The 16185-nt window shown below is 70.8% G+C and carries 16 protein-coding genes and 1 riboswitch; of the genes, 5 read left to right on the top strand and 11 right to left on the bottom strand.

Annotated elements, in window-relative coordinates; translation table 11 throughout:
* Positions 1–60: 60 nt before the first annotated feature.
* Complete coding sequence (locus tag JKV81_RS25175) at positions 61–747, top strand: class I SAM-dependent methyltransferase (RefSeq protein WP_202077906.1); 687 nt, start codon at positions 61–63, stop codon at positions 745–747.
* Between the two features lie 105 nt (positions 748–852).
* The gene (locus tag JKV81_RS25170; protein ID WP_202077904.1) at positions 853–1674 is read left to right on the top strand and encodes a PhzF family phenazine biosynthesis protein; all 822 of its coding nucleotides are present in this window, start codon (positions 853–855) and stop codon (positions 1672–1674) included.
* Positions 1675–1698: 24 nt separating this feature from the next.
* On the opposite strand, the gene JKV81_RS25165 is transcribed toward JKV81_RS25170, so the two are convergent.
* Together JKV81_RS25165 and JKV81_RS25160 are read right to left on the bottom strand one after the other, a co-directional pair.
* A complete protein-coding gene (locus JKV81_RS25165; RefSeq protein WP_124278228.1) occupies positions 1699–2499 on the bottom strand; it encodes a CPBP family intramembrane glutamic endopeptidase in 801 nt (266 codons plus the stop codon).
* 74 nt (positions 2500–2573) lie between these two features.
* The gene (locus tag JKV81_RS25160) at positions 2574–4079 is read right to left on the bottom strand and encodes a glutamate-cysteine ligase family protein (protein WP_124278227.1); all 1506 of its coding nucleotides are present in this window, start codon (positions 4077–4079) and stop codon (positions 2574–2576) included.
* 493 nt (positions 4080–4572) lie between these two features.
* Between JKV81_RS25160 and JKV81_RS25155 the strand changes: the two genes are divergently transcribed.
* Complete coding sequence (locus JKV81_RS25155) at positions 4573–5187, top strand: hypothetical protein (protein WP_202077903.1); 615 nt, start codon at positions 4573–4575, stop codon at positions 5185–5187.
* A gap of 287 nt (positions 5188–5474) precedes the next feature.
* Entirely contained in the window at positions 5475–5681 is a 207-nt protein-coding gene (locus tag JKV81_RS25150) for a DUF5999 family protein (RefSeq protein ID WP_099172167.1), read from the top strand.
* Positions 5682–5752: 71 nt separating this feature from the next.
* On the opposite strand, the gene gcvP is transcribed toward JKV81_RS25150, so the two are convergent.
* Positions 5753–8638, bottom strand: coding sequence for an aminomethyl-transferring glycine dehydrogenase (gene gcvP / locus JKV81_RS25145; RefSeq protein WP_129261181.1), 2886 nt, complete (start codon positions 8636–8638; stop codon positions 5753–5755).
* A 194-nt stretch (positions 8639–8832) separates the two neighbouring features.
* Positions 8833–8928: riboswitch (glycine riboswitch) on the bottom strand.
* Between the two features lie 133 nt (positions 8929–9061).
* Between gcvP and JKV81_RS25140 the strand changes: the two genes are divergently transcribed.
* The gene (locus JKV81_RS25140; protein WP_124278224.1) at positions 9062–9433 is read left to right on the top strand and encodes a PRC-barrel domain-containing protein; all 372 of its coding nucleotides are present in this window, start codon (positions 9062–9064) and stop codon (positions 9431–9433) included.
* Here the strand turns inward: JKV81_RS25140 and JKV81_RS25135 are convergent.
* From JKV81_RS25135 to JKV81_RS25100, 8 genes are all read right to left on the bottom strand, one after another.
* Positions 9355–10866, bottom strand: a complete 1512-nt coding sequence (locus JKV81_RS25135) for a DNA polymerase IV (RefSeq protein ID WP_202077902.1) — start codon at positions 10864–10866, stop codon at positions 9355–9357. The genes JKV81_RS25140 and JKV81_RS25135 overlap by 79 nt on opposite strands.
* A 72-nt stretch (positions 10867–10938) precedes the next feature.
* Positions 10939–11484, bottom strand: a complete 546-nt coding sequence (locus tag JKV81_RS25130; RefSeq protein WP_443067318.1) for a MerR family transcriptional regulator — start codon at positions 11482–11484, stop codon at positions 10939–10941.
* Between the two features lie 241 nt (positions 11485–11725).
* On the bottom strand, positions 11726–12199 hold the full coding sequence (locus tag JKV81_RS25125) for a bifunctional nuclease family protein (protein ID WP_006123076.1): 474 nt from the start codon (positions 12197–12199) through the stop codon (positions 11726–11728).
* A 53-nt stretch (positions 12200–12252) separates the two neighbouring features.
* On the bottom strand, positions 12253–12996 hold the full coding sequence (gene ftsR, locus JKV81_RS25120) for a transcriptional regulator FtsR (protein WP_129261185.1): 744 nt from the start codon (positions 12994–12996) through the stop codon (positions 12253–12255).
* 44 nt (positions 12997–13040) lie between these two features.
* Positions 13041–13823, bottom strand: coding sequence for an FHA domain-containing protein (locus tag JKV81_RS25115; RefSeq protein WP_129261187.1), 783 nt, complete (start codon positions 13821–13823; stop codon positions 13041–13043).
* A 190-nt stretch (positions 13824–14013) separates the two neighbouring features.
* Entirely contained in the window at positions 14014–14877 is an 864-nt protein-coding gene (locus JKV81_RS25110; RefSeq protein ID WP_129261189.1) for a DUF881 domain-containing protein, read from the bottom strand.
* 5 nt (positions 14878–14882) lie between these two features.
* Entirely contained in the window at positions 14883–15215 is a 333-nt protein-coding gene (locus JKV81_RS25105; RefSeq protein WP_003970459.1) for a small basic family protein, read from the bottom strand.
* Entirely contained in the window at positions 15212–16132 is a 921-nt protein-coding gene (locus tag JKV81_RS25100) for a DUF881 domain-containing protein (RefSeq protein ID WP_164992664.1), read from the bottom strand. The genes JKV81_RS25105 and JKV81_RS25100 overlap by 4 nt, the downstream gene beginning before the upstream one ends.
* Positions 16133–16185: the final 53 nt, after the last annotated feature.

Genomic DNA, 16185 nt, shown 5'->3' with positions numbered 1-16185 from the left:
TCCGCAACCGCGCAATCAGGGATGAAACAACGGGACGAAACACCCTCTAGGGTCACCCGCATGACTGAGCCTTCCTATCTCGCGGCGGTCCGGGAGTCGTACGACACCGTCGCCGCCGACTACGCGGCATTCGTCAAGGCCCCCGCGGAGCTCGACCCGCTGTCACGCGGGCTGCTGGGCTCGTTCGCCGAGGTCGTCCGTACGGCGGGGCGTGGGCCGGTCGCGGACCTGGGATGCGGGCCCGGCAAGGTCACGGCGTATCTGGCCGGGCTGGATCTGTCCGTCCTCGGTGTCGACCTGTCCCCGAAGATGATCGAGCTGGCCCGGCAGGCCTACCCCGGCCTGGACTTCGCCGTGGGTTCGATGACCGCGCTACCGGTCGAGGACGGCGAACTCGGCGGCATCCTGGCCTACTACTCGGTCCACCACACGCCGGCAGAGCTGCTGCCGGTGGTGTTCGCCCAGTTCACACGCGCACTCGCACCCGGAGGCCACCTGATGATGGCCGGCCACGTGGGGGACGGCGAGATCCTGCGCCCGACGCAGGCATACGGCGGCAACCCCGTGTCCTACGAGTCCCATCTGCTGCCGCCCGACCGCATCGCCACCCTCCTGGGCGAGGCCGGACTCGTCGTCACCGCACGCCTGTTGGAGGAACCCGGCGAAGGAGCGAGGAGGGCGGCCGGCACCTTCTTCGCCCGGAAGCCCGAAACACCAGGAGCACCCGAAGCACCCGAAACGCCCTGAGCGCCCCGAGCGTCCCCGAGGCGGGCGAACGAGCCGGGCGGCGCCGAGCCGCGTACCCGGAATTGGCCTTGGACCGCGCGGAACGGCCCTGTCTACGGTCGGCTCATGAAGATCCGCATCGTCGACGCGTTCACCGACCGGCCGTTCGCCGGCAACCCCGCCGGAGTCGTGATCCTGGACGCCCCGGCCTTCCCCGGGGCGGACCGCCTCCAGCGCATCGCCTCCGAGGTCAACCTCTCGGAGACGGCCTTCGCCCATCCGCTGCCACTGGGCCGCGAGGCGGACTGGGCGCTGCGCTGGTTCACCCCCACCACCGAGGTCGATCTCTGCGGGCACGCGACGCTCGCCACCGCTCATGTGCTGCACACGTCCGGAGCCGCGAGCGGGACGGTGCGCCACACGACCCGCGCCGGCGTCCTGCGTACCACCGCCCATGACGACGGCACCCTGACGCTGGACTTCCCCACGGCGCCGCTGTCACCCGTGGCCGCCCCACCCGGTCTGGATGACGCGCTCGGTGCGTCACCGCTCTCCCTCCACGACACGGGGGAACACGTCGGGGACCTCCTGGTGGAGCTGGCCGACGAAGCGACCGTACGGGCCCTGGAGCCGGACTTCCGCGCGCTCGTCTCCTGCTCCCGGCGGGGCGTCATCGCCACGGCTGCCGCCGAGGACCCCGCGAGCTCGTACGACTTCGTCTCGCGCGGCTTCTTCCCCGGGGTGGGCATCGACGAGGACCCGGTGACCGGCAGCGCCCACACCGCCCTGGCCCCGTTCTGGTCGGCCAGGCTCGGCCGTGACGACCTCGTCGGCCTCCAGGCCTCCGCCCGCTCGGGCCTGGTCCGCACATCGCTGCGCGGCGAGCGCACGCTCCTGACCGGCGGTGCTGTCACGGTGATCGAGGGGGAGCTGCTCACCGGCCTCTGAGCGCTGCGGGGCCGGGCCGCCGGGTCACGGGGTGGGCAGCCAGCCCACCTTCCCCGCGAGCAGCGCGTATCCGACGAACGCCCCGATGTCGAGCAGGGCGTGCGCGACGACCAGCGGCCCGACCCGCCCCCATCGCCTGTACAGCAGCACGAAGACGACGCCCATGACCATGTTCCCGATGAAGCCGCCGATCCCCTGGTACAGGTGGTACGAGCCGCGCAGCACGGAGCTCGCCACCAGGGCGGCCATCGGCGTCCAGCCCAGCTGGCCCAGCCGCCGCAGCAGGTAGCCGACGACGATGACCTCCTCCACGAGGGAGTTCTGCACCGCGGAGAGGATCAGTACGGGGAATTTCCACCACACGTCCGGCAGCGACTCCGGGACCACCGTGAGGTTGAAGCCCGCGGTCCGGGCCACCAGGTAGAACGCCAGCCCCGCGCTGCCGATCCCCGCCGCGACCAGGGTGCCCCGGCCCAGGTCCGTCCCGGGCCTGGTGCGGTCGAGGCCGAGGGTCCGCAGACCGGCTTTCTCCCGGATCAGCAGGTGCGCCACCAGCGCGACCGGCACCAGGGCCGAGGCGATGCCGAACAGCTGCCAGGCCAGGTCCAGCCACGGCCGCCCCGGGGCGTACGACCCGTTCAGCGTCGCCGCCTGGTCCTTGAGGCCTCCCGGCTTGGTCAGCGACCCGATGAAGCTGATCAGGGCGGAGACCCCGCTGGCCCCCAGCGAGAGGGCCAGCACGAGCAGCGTCTCCGAGCGGAGGATCCGCCGGGACACCTCCTCATGAGGAATGGATTCAGCCACGCGCCCCGCCTCCACCTGCACTCCTGTCGTCAGCCATGCGTCGTCATAGCTTGCCCGACGGGGCCGGTGCGGCGGGACACCGGGCGGCGACCTCCTCAGGGGGCGGGGAATCCGATGGGCCAGGTGTGCACCGGTTCACCCACCTGCATCAGCTCGCCATAGCGCCGGGTGGTCGCCGCGAGCGCGCCCTCCCGTTCGAGACCCGCCTCCAGGGCGCGGTGATAGGTGTCGACCTGCCAGGAGGCCCCGTTGGCACGCAGCCGGCAGCGCTCCTCGATGACGCCGAGGTAGCGGTCACGGTCCGAGGGCTCGATGTTCCAGGCGTCGAGCCCGGCGGCCGCGAGCGGCAGCAGTTCGTCCCGTACGAGCTTGACGGCGGGCACCTTCGCCACGCCGCCGGAACGTCCGGGGCGCGGCCAGAGCAGCTCGGCGTCGATCCCGTGGCGGCACGCGGCGTCGAAGTTCTCGGCCGCCGCGTCGAAGGGCAGCCTGTTCCACACCGGACGGGACTCGTCGGCGAGCGCGCGCACCAGCCCGTAGTAGAAGGCCGCGTTGGCGATGACGTCGATGACCGTGGGGCCGGCGGGCAGCACCCGGTTCTCCACCCTGAGGTGGGGCACGCCGTCGGCCAGCCCGTACACCGGCCGGTTCCACCGGTAGACCGTGCCGTTGTGCAGGACGAGCTCGGCGAGGTTCGGCACGCCCCCCGCGTCGAGGACCCGCAGCGGATCCTCCTCGTCGCAGATCGGCAGCAGGGGCGGGTAGTAGCGCACGTTCTCCTCGAAGAGCTCGTACGCCGAACCGATCCAGCGCTCCCCGAACCACGTCCTGGGGCGCACCCCCTGGTTCCGCAGCTCGGGCGGCCGCACGTCCGTGGCCTGCTGGAACAGCGGCGGCCTGGACTCGCGCCACAGCTCCTTGCCGAACAGGAAGGGCGAGTTGGCCCCGAGGGCGATCTGTACGGAGGCGATCGCCTGCGCCGCGTTCCAGACGTCCGCGAAGCGGTCCGGTGTCACCTGGAGGTGCAACTGGACCGAGGTGCACGCCGATTCGGGAGCGATCGAGGCAGAGGTCGAGACCAATCGCTCGACGCCCTCGATATCGAGGACGAATTCCTCGCCGCGCGCGGCCGCCATTTGGTCGTTCAGGAGCGTGTAGCGGTCGACGTCCGACAGGTTCGCCGAAACCACGTCGTCCCGGCCGAGGGTCGGCAGGATGCCGATCATCACGATCCCGGCGTCGACCTCCGCGGCCTTCCGGTGCGCATATGCGAGCCCCGTACGCAACTCCTCGGCCAGCTGATCGAAAACCCGGCCGCTCAGCCGGTGGGGAAGAATATTTACTTCCAGGTTGAACATCCCCAGTTCCGTCTGAAAATCCCGGCTGGCGATGCGCTGGAGCACCTCCGCATTCCGCATCCTCGGCATGCCGTCCGACCCCGCGAGATTCAGCTCGATCTCCAGCCCCATGAGATTCCTGGGGCGATCGAACCTCCGCTCCGACAGGAGCCTCTCCAGCCCCGCCAGGCACTGGGTGAGCTTCTCGCGGTACGCCTGCCGATCGGACGCGGCAAAGGCACCCGCCACGACCTTCTCGCCCATCGAAGGGTCCCTCCTCGAGTGGGCGGCCCGCGGCACAGGCCGCTCGTATCACGATCGATAATGCCCCGCCGAGATGATCCGTAACGCCCCCACGGCCGACTGGCACCCAGTAGTCTGGTGACCGAAGCCGGAGGCACATTCCGAAGGCATGGGGCATATGCAGTTTGCCCGGCCGGGTTGCACGGTGGAAACACCGATGAGTTTCAGCCTACCGCCGCGCAGGGAAAGCACCTGGCAGCACGGGTCGGCGACGGCCCCAATCCACAGAAACCACGCAATTCAAAGGCCGAAATGCGCCTTGCGGGCAATATGCGGGACAGGTAGCCGAAACACCGTGTGAACATTTGTCGTATAAACTCTGCGGACGAGGCAGAGAGTTGACGCACCGGCCCCGTCCGCCCCGTCACCGGCCTTCCTCTGGCCCCGCACGCCGACAGCGCCGTCTGCACCCGCCCACGCACCACCGTGTCTCCGAAGTGAGAGGCGACCCACCATGCCGCTGCATGTTTCCCCGGCTCCCGCGCCCGCACTGCGCAGCGTTCTCGCGGCACTCGGTTCTCCGACCGCCGTCCGCGAGGCCCATACGCCCGCTCTCCGGTCCGTCCAGGGATCACTGAGCCCCGAACTCCCGCTTCCGGTCCACGTCCTGGACCGGATCGTGCCGAACGAGGCGGCGCCGCGCACCCGCCTCGCCGGCTGGCGCTTCCTGATCCGCAGCGGTGAGCGCGCCGTCGCCGCCGCGGACACCATGCTCACCGCCGACGGCTGGACCTTCTCGCACTTCTTCGAGGGCCCGTACATCGTCTCCACCGAACTCGCCGTACGCCAGGCGGAGTCGACGACGACGCCCTACCAGCCGCGACTGCTGTCGGTACCCGAGCTGTACATGTTCACGCTGTGGCTGCACCACGACACCGAGGCCGACGCGGGCGGCGGGGCACTCGCCCCGACCGATGTGCTGGTGCCCCTGGCACCCGCTCCCCCGGGCATCACGGCCCATCGCCCGCACCGGGTCGCGGACCTGCTCCCGGTCATGACACTCCGTGTCACCCCGGCGCCTCTGCAGGACCTGCCCGAGCTCCCCGGGCTCCTCGGGTCGCCCGCCTGACACCTCGCCTCACCCGCCCCCGCCGAGCTGCTCGGCGGGGGCGCGCCCGTACCCGTCCGGACTAGTCCGGTCAGGTCACCCCGAACCATCCGAACGGACAGCCCAGTTGGATCGAACCGTCCGGCCGGGTGACGCGTCATGGGAGGAGAACAGCAGCTGCCGCGAAATCCCTGCGGGAAGACGTCCGTAGGGCAACACTGGGACCGGACCGACTTGATACGGGGGCGGCCATGAACACCTCGTCCAGCCGCAGGACACTCGAATCGACGCAGCGAAAGAACCCACCCATGTGCCAGCACCAGCCACCCTGCCCGACCGCCGACTCCAACGACCGGGAAGCCGCACGCCTGATGGCCCACCACCCGGAACAGGGCTGGAGCCTGTTGTGCAACGGCGTCCTGCTCTTCGAGGACACCGGCGAACTGCTCCCGGACGGGCAGATCATCGCTCCGCACCGCCCGCTGAGGAGCGGCCAGGTGATGAAGGCCGCCTGACCGCGGCGCACGGAACACGGGGGCCGGCCCGGAGAATTCTCCGCACCGGCCCCGACGCGTGTCCGGCCCCCCTACTGGTCGTACTCGTCCAGCGGCGGGCAGGAGCAGACCAGGTTGCGGTCGCCGAACGCACCGTCGATCCGGCGCACCGGCGGCCAGTACTTCTCCGCGGGCGTGACGCCGGCCGGGAAGACCGCCTCCTCACGGGTGTAGCCGTGGGCCCACTCGCCGCCCAGCGCCGCGGCCGTGTGCGGGGCGTTGCGCAGCGGGTTGTCGTCCGCGCTCCACTCACCGGAGGCGACCTTGTCGATCTCGCCGCGGATGGCGATCATCGTGTCGCAGAACCGGTCGAGCTCGGCCAGGTCCTCGCTCTCCGTCGGCTCGATCATGAGCGTCCCGGCCACCGGGAAGGACATGGTCGGCGAGTGGAAGCCGTAGTCGATCAGCCGCTTGGCGATGTCGTCGATGCTGACGCCGGTCGCCTTGGAGATCGGCCGCAGGTCCACGATGCACTCGTGCGCGACCAGACCGGCCGGGCCGTTGTAGAGGACCGGGAAGTGCGGTTCGAGGCGCTTGGCGATGTAGTTGGCCGCGAGTACGGCGACCTGCGTCGCACGCTTGAGGCCCTCGCCCCCCATGAGTCGTACGTACGCCCAGGAGATCGGCAGGATGCCGGCGGAGCCCCACGGAGCGGCCGAGATCGGGCCGACGCCCGTCTCCGGGCCCGCGGCGGGCTGGAGCGGGTGGTTGGGGAGGTACGGCGCCAGGTGGGCGCGCACCCCGACCGGACCGACACCCGGGCCGCCGCCGCCGTGCGGGATGCAGAAGGTCTTGTGCAGGTTCAGGTGGGAGACGTCGCCGCCGAAGTGCCCCGGCTTGGCGAGACCGACCAGCGCGTTGAGGTTGGCGCCGTCCACGTACACCTGGCCGCCGGCGTCGTGCACCTCGCCGCAGATGTCGGCGACGTGCTCCTCGAAGACTCCGTGCGTGGACGGGTAGGTGATCATGAGGACGGCGAGCTCGTCGCGGTGGGCCGCGATCTTGGCCCGGAGATCCTCTATGTCGACCTCGCCGTCGTCGGCGGTCTTCACCACGACGACCTTCATGCCGGCCATCACGGCGCTCGCGGCGTTGGTGCCGTGCGCGGAGGACGGGATCAGACAGACGGTGCGCTGGTCGTCGCCGTTGGCCCGGTGGTACGCCCGTACGGCCAGCAGGCCGGCGAACTCGCCCTGGGAGCCGGCGTTGGGCTGGATGGACACGGCGTCGTAGCCGGTGACCTCGGCGAGGCGCTCCTCCAGCTCACGGATGAGGGTGAGGAAGCCCTGCGCCTGCTCGGCCGGCGCGAAGGGGTGCAGCGCGCCGAACTCGGGCCAGGTGATCGCCTCCATCTCGGCGGTCGCGTTGAGCTTCATGGTGCAGGAGCCCAGCGGGATCATGCCGCGGTCCAGCGCGTAGTCCTTGTCCGCGAGCTTGCGCAGGTAGCGCAGCATCGCGGTCTCGGAGCGGTGCTGGTGGAAGACCGGGTGGGTGAGGACGGCGTCGCCGCGCAGGAGTCCCTCGGGGAGCGCGTCGGCCGTCACCTCGTCCAGCGCCTCGATGTCACCGCTGGTCCCGAAGGCCGCCCAGACGGAGGCGATCCGGGTGCGGGTGGTGGTCTCGTCGCAGGCGACGGAGACATGGTCGGCGTCGACGAGCCGGAGGTTGACCCCGCGCTCACGCGCATCGGCGACCACGCCGGCCGCCCCGCCCGGCACACGGACGGTGAGGGTGTCGAAGTACGCGTCGTGCACGACCTCGGTACCGGCGGCCCGCAGGCCCTCGGCCAGGAGGGCGGCGAACCGGTGGGTGCGCCGGGCGATCGTCCGCAGCCCCTCGGGCCCGTGGTAGACGGCGTACATGCCGGCCATCACGGCGAGCAGCACCTGGGCGGTGCAGATGTTGCTGGTGGCCTTCTCGCGGCGGATGTGCTGCTCACGGGTCTGGAGCGCCAGCCGGTAGGCCTTGTCGCCGTCCGCGTCGACGGAGACACCGACCAGACGGCCGGGCAGGCTGCGGGCGAACTTCTCGCGTACGGCCATGAAGCCGGCGTGCGGTCCGCCGAAGCCCATCGGGACGCCGAAGCGCTGGGTGGTGCCCACGGCGATGTCGGCGCCCAGCTCGCCGGGCGAGGTGAGCAGCGTCAGGGCCAGCAGGTCGGCGGCGACGGAGACGATGGCGCCCAGTTCGTGCGCCTGCTCGATGACGGGCTTGATGTCGCGCACGGCACCGGAGGCGCCCGGGTACTGGAGCAGGACGCCGAAGACACCGCGTTCGGCGATCTCCGCGGGGATGCCGTCGGTGAGGTCGGCGACGACGACCTCGACACCGGTCGGCTCGGCGCGGGTCCGGATCACCGCGACGGTCTGCGGCAGGGTGTCGGCGTCGACCAGGAAGACCCCGCCCTTGACCTTGCCGACCCGCCGTGCGAGCGCCATGGCCTCGGCGGCGGCCGTGCCCTCGTCGAGGAGCGAGGCGCCCGAGGTGGGCAGGCCGGTGAGGTCGGCGACCATCGTCTGGAAGTTCAGGAGGGCCTCGAGCCGCCCCTGGGAGATCTCCGGCTGGTACGGCGTGTAGGCCGTGTACCAGGCGGGGTTCTCCATGACGTTGCGCAGGATCACCGGCGGGGTGAACGTGCCGTAGTAGCCGAGGCCGATCATCGGTGCGAGCACCTGGTTGCGGTCGGCGAGGCTGCGCAGCTCGGCCAGGACCTCGGCCTCGGTGCGCGCCTCGGGCAGGTTCAGCGCCTCGGCACTCCTGATCACGTCGGGCACGGCTGCGGCGGTGAGCTCGTCGAGGGAGCCGTAGCCGACCTGGGCGAGCATCTTCGCCTGCGCCTCGGCATCGGGCCCGATGTGGCGCTGCTCGAACGGAATGCCCTGCTCCAGCTGGGAGAGCGGAGTGCGACGGGGGGTCATGATGGAGGCCTCCTGGTCTGTGACGACCTGCGAGGGGCGCCACGGCGTGGCTGCCCGAACGGCCTCCCCATCTGTCATCTCGACCTGAGAGCTTCACCGGGACGCCCGGGGGGCGCACCGGCTTTCACCGTCGGTGAGGGCGGTGCCCGCCACGGCGTGTGCCGCACGGATCCCGCCCTGCTTTCCAGAGTGACCTCGTCCGTGCGGTACGGGGGCCTGAGAGATTCCGGGGAGGAGTTGCTCCTTCGGCGCCTCCGGATCGCTCCGGAGGACTCTCCCGCACAGGGTCAGCAGCCGTGTTCCAGCCTACCAGCGGGGTCGGGGCGGGCCGTCTCGAGTGGCCGACTGCCCGGATCTGGCCTTTCGTAGTGCCTGTGGAGCAGCCGCGACCACCTGATGCCGTCGTGACCAGTGGGAGGCACCGTGCAGACCGACATCGATCCGCGCAGCCTGATCGGCCGCAAGGCCTTCGACCGTCAAGGTGCCAAGATCGGAACGGTGGACGAGGTCTATCTCGACGACGCCACCGGGGTCCCCGAGTGGGCCGCCGTACGCACCGGACTCTTCACCAGGGACGCCTTCGTCCCGCTGGAGCCGAGCGAGGTCGTCGACGGCGCCCTCGTCATCCCCTTCGAGCGGGCCCTCATCAAGGACGCCCCGGATTTCGGCGTGGGCCGCCACCTCTCCCCCGAGCAGGAACTGCAGCTCTACCGCCATTACGGACTGGACGCCTCCCCCTCGCCCGGCCCGGCCGCCGACAGGGACTTCGGCAAGCTCGCCGGCCACGAGGAGTAGTCCACCGGGTCCCGCACCAGCCGCAGCGGCTCGGCCGGCTGGAGCTGCGGATCGTCGATCCGGAAGGTCCGCACCCGGCCGGGCGGCGTCCAGGGCTCCTCGAAGCGCACGGTGACCCGGCCGACACCGCTGCCCTGCACCCAGCCGTGGCCGTGGACGTCGTGGCGTACGTCGTGCCCGGCCGGCCAGCGCCGCGCGGCCAGTTGCTCCTCGCTCTCCCGGGCGTCCGCCCCGGCGCGCTCCGCCACAGTGCCGTCCCGCGCGTCCGCCGGGCCCACGGCGGCGTCGGCGGACTCCCCGGCGGCGTGCTCGGCCGCCGCATGCTCCGCCGCGGCGTGCTCGGCCGCCGCGTGTTCGGCGTCGGCGGCCTGCGCGAAGAGGTCCTCCTGCGTGAAGTCCGCCAGCCCCGTGACACCGACCCCGAGCAGCCGGACCCCGCCCGTCGTGTCCACGGCCTCCAGGAGCCGTGCGGCGGCCTCCCTGACCACCGTGGGGTCGTCGGTGGGCCCACGCAGCGTCTCGGACCTGGTGAGCGTGGAGAAGTCGTAGCGGCGCACCTTGAGGACGACGGTCCGCCCGGACCGGCCGGCGCCCCGCAGCCGCTGCACACACCGGTCCGCGAGCCGCTCCACCTCCGTCCTGACGCGCACCCGGTCGTGCAGGTCCACGTCGAAGGTGTCCTCGACCGACACGGACTTGGCATCCCGCTCGGCTACGACGGGACGGTCGTCGTAGCCCTGCGCCATGCGGTGGAGGGCGACACCGTGGGCCTTCCCGAGGAGCCGCACGAGCTCCGCCTCGCCCGCCTCCGCCAGGTGACTGACGAGGGTCATCCCGGCCCGCCGGAGATGGTCGCCCGTCGCGGGTCCCACTCCGGGGAGGATGCGCACGGACATGGGGGCCAGGAGCTCCCGCTCGGTGCCGGGCTCGATCAGCAGCAGCCCGTCCGGTTTCGCCTCCTCGGAGGCGATCTTCGCCAGCATCTTGGAACCCGCCAGACCGACGGAACCACTGAGTCCGGTGACCGCTCTGATCACGGTGCGCAGCTGCCCGCCGATCGCCCGCGCGGACGCCGAGTCGTCGGCGACGCCGCCGGCCTCCAGGTCGACGAAGGCCTCGTCGAGGCTGAGCGGCTCGACCAGGGGTGACAGCCGCCCCAGCAGCTCCATCACCTGGTCGCTCACCGTCCGGTAGAGCGCGAAGCGCGGGACGAGATACGCCGCGTTGGGCGCGAGCCGCCGCGCCTGTGCCATCGGCATCGCCGAGTGCACGCCGAGCCGGCGCGCCTCGTACGACGCGGTGGCGACCACGCCGCGCATCCCGAGGCCGCCCACCACCACCGGCTTGCCGCGCAGGCTCGGCTTCGCCGCCTGCTCCGCAGAGGCGTAGAAGGCATCCATGTCCAGATGCAGGATGGTGGGCGCGGCTCTCACAAGGACCGATGCTGCCCTACGCCACTGACAACCGCCCCACCCCGCGCACGCGTCACGCCGTGCCCCGGTGGATCAGCCCGCGCGATTGCGCCGCCGTGCCAGCTCGTCGGCGGGGTTGTGGCCGATGAGCGTCTCCCCCGTGTCGACACGCTCCCCGTGGAGCTGCGACAGGGCCGCGTCCACATCCCGCCAGACGACGCCGACGGCGATGCCGAAGACGCCCTGACCACCCTGGAGCAGGCTGACGACCTCGTCGGGCGAGGAGCACTCGTAGACCGTGGCCCCGTCACTCATCAGGGTCATCCGCTCCAGATCCGTGAATCCACGCGCTCTGAGATGCTGCACGGTGGTCCGGATGTTCTGCAGAGCGACCCCCGTGTCCAGGAACCGCTTGACGATCTTGAGGAGGACCACGTCACGGAAACTGTAGAGACGCTGCGTCCCCGACCCGTACGCCGGACGCACGCTCGGCTCCACGAGTCCCGTACGCGCCCAGTAGTCGAGCTGTCGGTAGGTGATCCCGGCCGCCGCGCACGCTGTGGGCCCCCGATAACCGATGTCCCCTGCCACTGCCACACCGTCCGCTGCCACCACTGCCGGCTGAACCGGCTGTCTGATGGAGTGGTCGGCCGCACTGCCGTGCTGCCGGTACGGCCCACCCTCAGCCGTACCGTCGCCGCTGCTTCTCACGCCGACCTCCGTCCTTGACCTGCCACCTCGAAGGTAGGCAGTCACCAGGGGTGCGTCAACGATCGCCACACTCGGCACGCCGAGTGATAATCACCCTGAGGGTGGTTTCCCGCGACTGATTTCCGGGAACGGCTTGTCGGATGCGCTGACACCGCCACCGCGGACGGTCCTACTGGCTGTTCGTCCCGAAGTCCTCCGGCGAGATCTGGTCGAGGAACTCGCGGAACTTCTCCACCTCGTCCTCCTGCTCGTCGGGGATGGCGATTCCCGCGTCGTCCAGCACCCCGTCACTGCCGTAGATCGGCGTACCGGTGCGCAGGGCGAGCGCTATGGCGTCGGACGGCCGCGCGCTCACCTCGACCCCGCTGGCAAAGACCAGCTCCGCGTAGAAGACCCCTTCCCGCAGGTCCGTGATGCGGACCTCCGTGAGCTCCTGGCCCACGGCCTCGAGCACGTCCTTGAAGAGATCATGGGTCAGCGGCCTGGCCGGAGCCATGCCCTGCTGGGCGAAGGCGATCGCGGTCGCTTCCCCAGGGCCGATCCAAATAGGGAGGTACCGGTCGCCTCCCACTTCACGCAGGAGCACGATCGGTTGGTTGGAGGGCATTTCCACCCGGACACCCACAACGTCGAGCTCGTTCACACAGCAACCCTAGGACGTGCCCGCCATGTTTGGATAGTCGGGCTCCTCCGACCTCAGTGGAAGGTCGCCTTCAGAGCGGTCTGCATGAGGGCCGCGTGGAGCCGCACGGAGAGGTCCGCGAGCTCCCTCGCGGTGGACTCCGCATGGGCTCTGGTCTGCGGATTCCGGTGCCGGCGCAGGGGCGCGACCACCTGCTCGACCAGCCCCGCCTCGCGCTCCGCGGCCGCCTTGACGGCCCGCAGATGCCGAGGTTCCAGACCGAATCTGCCCAGATCCGCCACCAGCCGTGCCACGGTCACCGCCTCGGCGTCGTAGCTCCCGCCCGCGGCGGGCACGATCAGCCCGTACGACTCCCACTCGTCGAGCTGCTCCTCGGTGGCCTCGGTGGCCGCCAGGAGCTCCGCGCGTCCGATCCGGGTGGCTGTGGCCTGTCCCGGGTCCTGGTCCCGCAGGGCGCCGCCAGGATCGCTCTGACCGCCCCCTGGGGGCAGCGCCACCTGCTCACCCCGCGCCAGGGCCTCCAGGTGCTCACGGATGACCTTGAGCGGCAGGTAGTGGTCCCGCTGCATACGCAGGACCTGCGCCAGCCGGTCGACATCGGCAGGGCTGAACTTCCGGTAGCCCGACGGTGTCCGCTGGGGCTCGATGAGCCCCTCCGTCTCCAGGAAGCGGATCTTGGAGATGGTGACTTCGGGGAATTCGTCGCGCAGCTGCAGAAGCACCGTGCCGATGCTCATCGCGCGCTCGCCCGCGGCGGCGGTGCCGTGGCCGGCACCGCCTGTCGGTGTTCGCAGCATGGGCCTTCCTGGGGGTGTCCCCCCGGACGGAGTCCGGGGGAGGGTCACACGCCCCGCTGGCTGGCGTAGAAGACCAGCCGGTACTTCCCGATCTGGACTTCGTCGCCGTTGGTCAGCGCGACGGAATCGATGCGCTCGCGGTTGACGTAGGTGCCGTTGAGGCTGCCGACGTCGCCCACGGTGAAACTACCGTCCGGACTCCTGCGGAACTCCACATGACGCCGCGACACGGTCACGTCGTCGAGGAAGATGTCGCTCTGCGGGTGACGGCCGGCCGTGGTGAGGTCGCCGTCGAGCAGGAAGCGGCTGCCGGAGTTCGGGCCGCGTCGCACCACCAGCAGCGCGGAACCCGCAGGCAGGGCGTCGACCGCCGCCTGGGCCTCCGGGGAGAGCGAGGGAACGGCCGTCTGGCCCGTCGCCTCGGCCTCGTACGCCTCGATACCGGAGATCGAGATCGTCGAGGTCGTCTCGGAGGCGCGTTCGGGCACTCCGCCCCTCAGCGGCGCGCCGCAGTTGGAACAGAAACGGCTGGCCTCGGCATTGCGATGCCCGCACCTCGTACAAACCGGCATGGACGAGCCCTCCGGAGCGGGGGCGAACCCTCCACCCGTACTTGAGGTCGATGGTTCCCCGAAACCTATGCGTCCCGCACCACCGGGGTCAACGGACGACGCGCCGGACCCGCCGGCCGCTCCGTCGACCTCGTCGCGGAAGAGCGGGCGCTCCGAGCCCTGCTCCTCGGCGCCCTGACGTGGAGCGCGGTGGCGGGCAGCGCTGTTGCTGTCCTCGCGGGCGCTCTTTCCGAACAACTTCGCAAACAACTTCACGGGCGTTTCCCCTTGACCGAAATAGACCCGCCCGTGGGGCAGGACGAACCCTGAATGAACACACCTGCCGACCCGGACATCTTCACAACGTCCGTATCCACCCGACAGTTTCCACCACGCGTCACCGATCCGTTGCGCCGACCCCCCGCAACCTGACGCCCGTCTCCCGAGAGCCCCGCGCGGCGCCCCCTCACCGGGACGACGACCGAGCGTAATCAGGCTGCTTCGCCGGTCGCAAGGCGTCCACGACGATGTCGTCGGCACGCGTCACCTCCGCCGTGGCCTGCTCCTTCTCCAGCGTCTGCACCACACCGCCGGGGATGTTCAGCGCCGGCTCCAGGTCCTGCGGCTTGCCGATGACCTTGAACTCGTAAGGAGCCTCGATCTTCCGGCCGTCGACTTTCAACTCTCCCCCGTCACCGGAGAAGTATGTGTTCGCGACGACCCGCACACCGTCGATCTCGATGGCCTCGGCACCCGCCGCGCGCAGCTCCTGGATGGTGTCCAGCAGCATGTCGGGCTCCACCGCGCCGACCGGGTCGCTGATGGTCAGGGTGATGCCGGGGCCGTGCGCGGCGACGGTACCCGCCAGGATACCGAGCTGCCGCTCCTTCTCGAGCGTCTGCTTACGGGCCTCCTCCGCCTGGTCGGAGCTGTTCTCCAGCTCCGTGCGCTGGTCGTCGAGGCGCTGCTTCTCGTCCTCCAGGCGCTGGGTGCGGTTGTCCAGCTCGTCGAGGATGCGGACCAAGTCCTCCTGGCGGGCCCCGCGCAGGGCGCTGTTGTCGCTGTTCGACCTGACCTGGATCGCCAGCCCCAGGCCGAGGACGAACAGCAGGAGCGCCACGATCAGTTGGGCCCTGCTCACCCTGGGCGGCCAGAGGCCCGCCCGCAGCCGCTGACGGCCGGAGACCTCCTCCTCGGGCGGGGCCGGCCGGGGCGGTGCGGCGCCGGGAGGGGGCGCCTCGGCCGGCAGCGGGCCGGAGGAGCGCCCGGCACCGGGCCTCGGCTCGTTGCCGGGCTGCTGTGCGTCGTCCGGGTTCTGTTCGTGGTTCATCGGCCTCACGCCCGGAAGACGTGCCGGCGGATGGCCGCGGCGTTGGAGAAGATACGGATGCCGAGCACGACCACCACACCGGTGGAGAGCTGCGCGCCGACGCCCAGTTTGTCGCCGAGGAAGACGATCAGGGCGGCCACCACGACGTTCGACAGGAACGACACCACGAAGACCTTGTCCACGAAGATTCCGTCGAGCATGGCCCGCAGACCGCCGAAGACGGCGTCGAGCGCGGCCACCACGGCGATCGGCAGGTAGGGCTCGACCACCGCCGGCACTTCGGGCCGGACCAACAGTCCGACCACGACTCCCACGACGAGGCCCAGTACGGCGATCACGATGTGCCCTTCCCTGTGTCTGCCGCACCACTGCCCGTGTCTGCGGCCTGAGGCTCTGCTGTACGTACGATCAGGCTGGGCGCGGCCGGAAGGCGCACCTTCTCCTGCTCGGAGATGCTGGTGCGGATGTCGAAGCTCTCGTGCAGCGCCTGAAGATACTGGCCGTCCGCGCTGTCCCGGAAGGCGTCGGCGAGCTTCTTGCCGTCCCCCACCGCCAGCACCGTGTACGGCGGCACGAGCGGCCTGTTGTCGACCAGTATGGCGTCGCCCGCCGCACGGATCGCCGAGAGGGCCGTCAGCCGCTGCCCGTTGATGGCGACCGCCTCGGCTCCCGACTGCCACAGCCCGTTGACCACGCGCTGCATGTCCCGGTCACGTACGCGCCCGGTGTCGGCGAACCCGGTGGACTCACGGGGACCGCCACCGCCCTGGTCGGTGTCCTCCGCGTCGTCCACGACGAGCTTGATGCCGGGGCCTTCGACGGCGGTGGCACCGGACAGCAGCGCCACCAGGCCACCCTGGTCCCCGCCGTGCTCCTGGAGTGCCTTGCGCTGCCGCTCACCGACGTCCTTGCGCAGCTTCTCGACGTCCGCCTCGAGCGTGTCCGCCGTGGAGGTCTCGGCGTTCACCCGATCGATGAGCTCCTCGCGCTCCTTGGCCACGACCGGAGCCGCGACCTGCGCCTCCGCGGCACCGAGCGTGACCACGAGGGCCGCGAGCACCAGGCCGGCGGCGAGACCCAGCTTCGCCTTGAGGGTGCGCGGCATCCCCTCGCCGCCCTCCGCCCGGCGACGTGCCGAGGCCTCGGCGTACCCCTCGTCGAGGCTGTGTTCCATCACGGTGGTCAGCAGCGACATCGACGCGTCGGGGCGGGGACGCGGAGGGGCGCTACTCCGATCGGGGGGCGGCTGCGACATGCCGCACATCGTCGCACGTCATGCCTGCTGCCGCCGAATGGCCCCACCGTCGT

Origin of the sequence: Streptomyces silvae, from assembly GCF_016745505.1 — a bacterium.
In the GTDB taxonomy this organism is placed as follows: Bacteria; Actinomycetota; Actinomycetes; order Streptomycetales; family Streptomycetaceae; genus Streptomyces; species Streptomyces silvae.
The sequence above is the reverse complement of the archived record's forward strand: the minus strand, read 5'-3'. Positions and strand labels throughout refer to the sequence as shown.

Excerpts from the sequence above, each read along its gene's own strand:
- JKV81_RS25175 (WP_202077906.1), top strand. The coding sequence starts at position 61 with ATGACTGAGCCTTCCTATCTCGCGGCGGTCCGGGAGTCGTACGACACC.
- JKV81_RS25170 (WP_202077904.1), top strand. The coding sequence starts at position 853 with ATGAAGATCCGCATCGTCGACGCGTTCACCGACCGGCCGTTCGCCGGC.
- JKV81_RS25160 (WP_124278227.1), bottom strand. The coding sequence starts at position 4,079 with ATGGGCGAGAAGGTCGTGGCGGGTGCCTTTGCCGCGTCCGATCGGCAG.
- JKV81_RS25155 (WP_202077903.1), top strand. The coding sequence starts at position 4,573 with ATGCCGCTGCATGTTTCCCCGGCTCCCGCGCCCGCACTGCGCAGCGTT.
- JKV81_RS25150 (WP_099172167.1), top strand. The coding sequence starts at position 5,475 with ATGTGCCAGCACCAGCCACCCTGCCCGACCGCCGACTCCAACGACCGG.
- gcvP (WP_129261181.1), bottom strand. The coding sequence starts at position 8,638 with ATGACCCCCCGTCGCACTCCGCTCTCCCAGCTGGAGCAGGGCATTCCG.
- ftsR (WP_129261185.1), bottom strand. The coding sequence starts at position 12,996 with ATGCTGCGAACACCGACAGGCGGTGCCGGCCACGGCACCGCCGCCGCG.
- JKV81_RS25110 (WP_129261189.1), bottom strand. The coding sequence starts at position 14,877 with ATGAACCACGAACAGAACCCGGACGACGCACAGCAGCCCGGCAACGAG.
- JKV81_RS25100 (WP_164992664.1), bottom strand. The coding sequence starts at position 16,132 with ATGTCGCAGCCGCCCCCCGATCGGAGTAGCGCCCCTCCGCGTCCCCGC.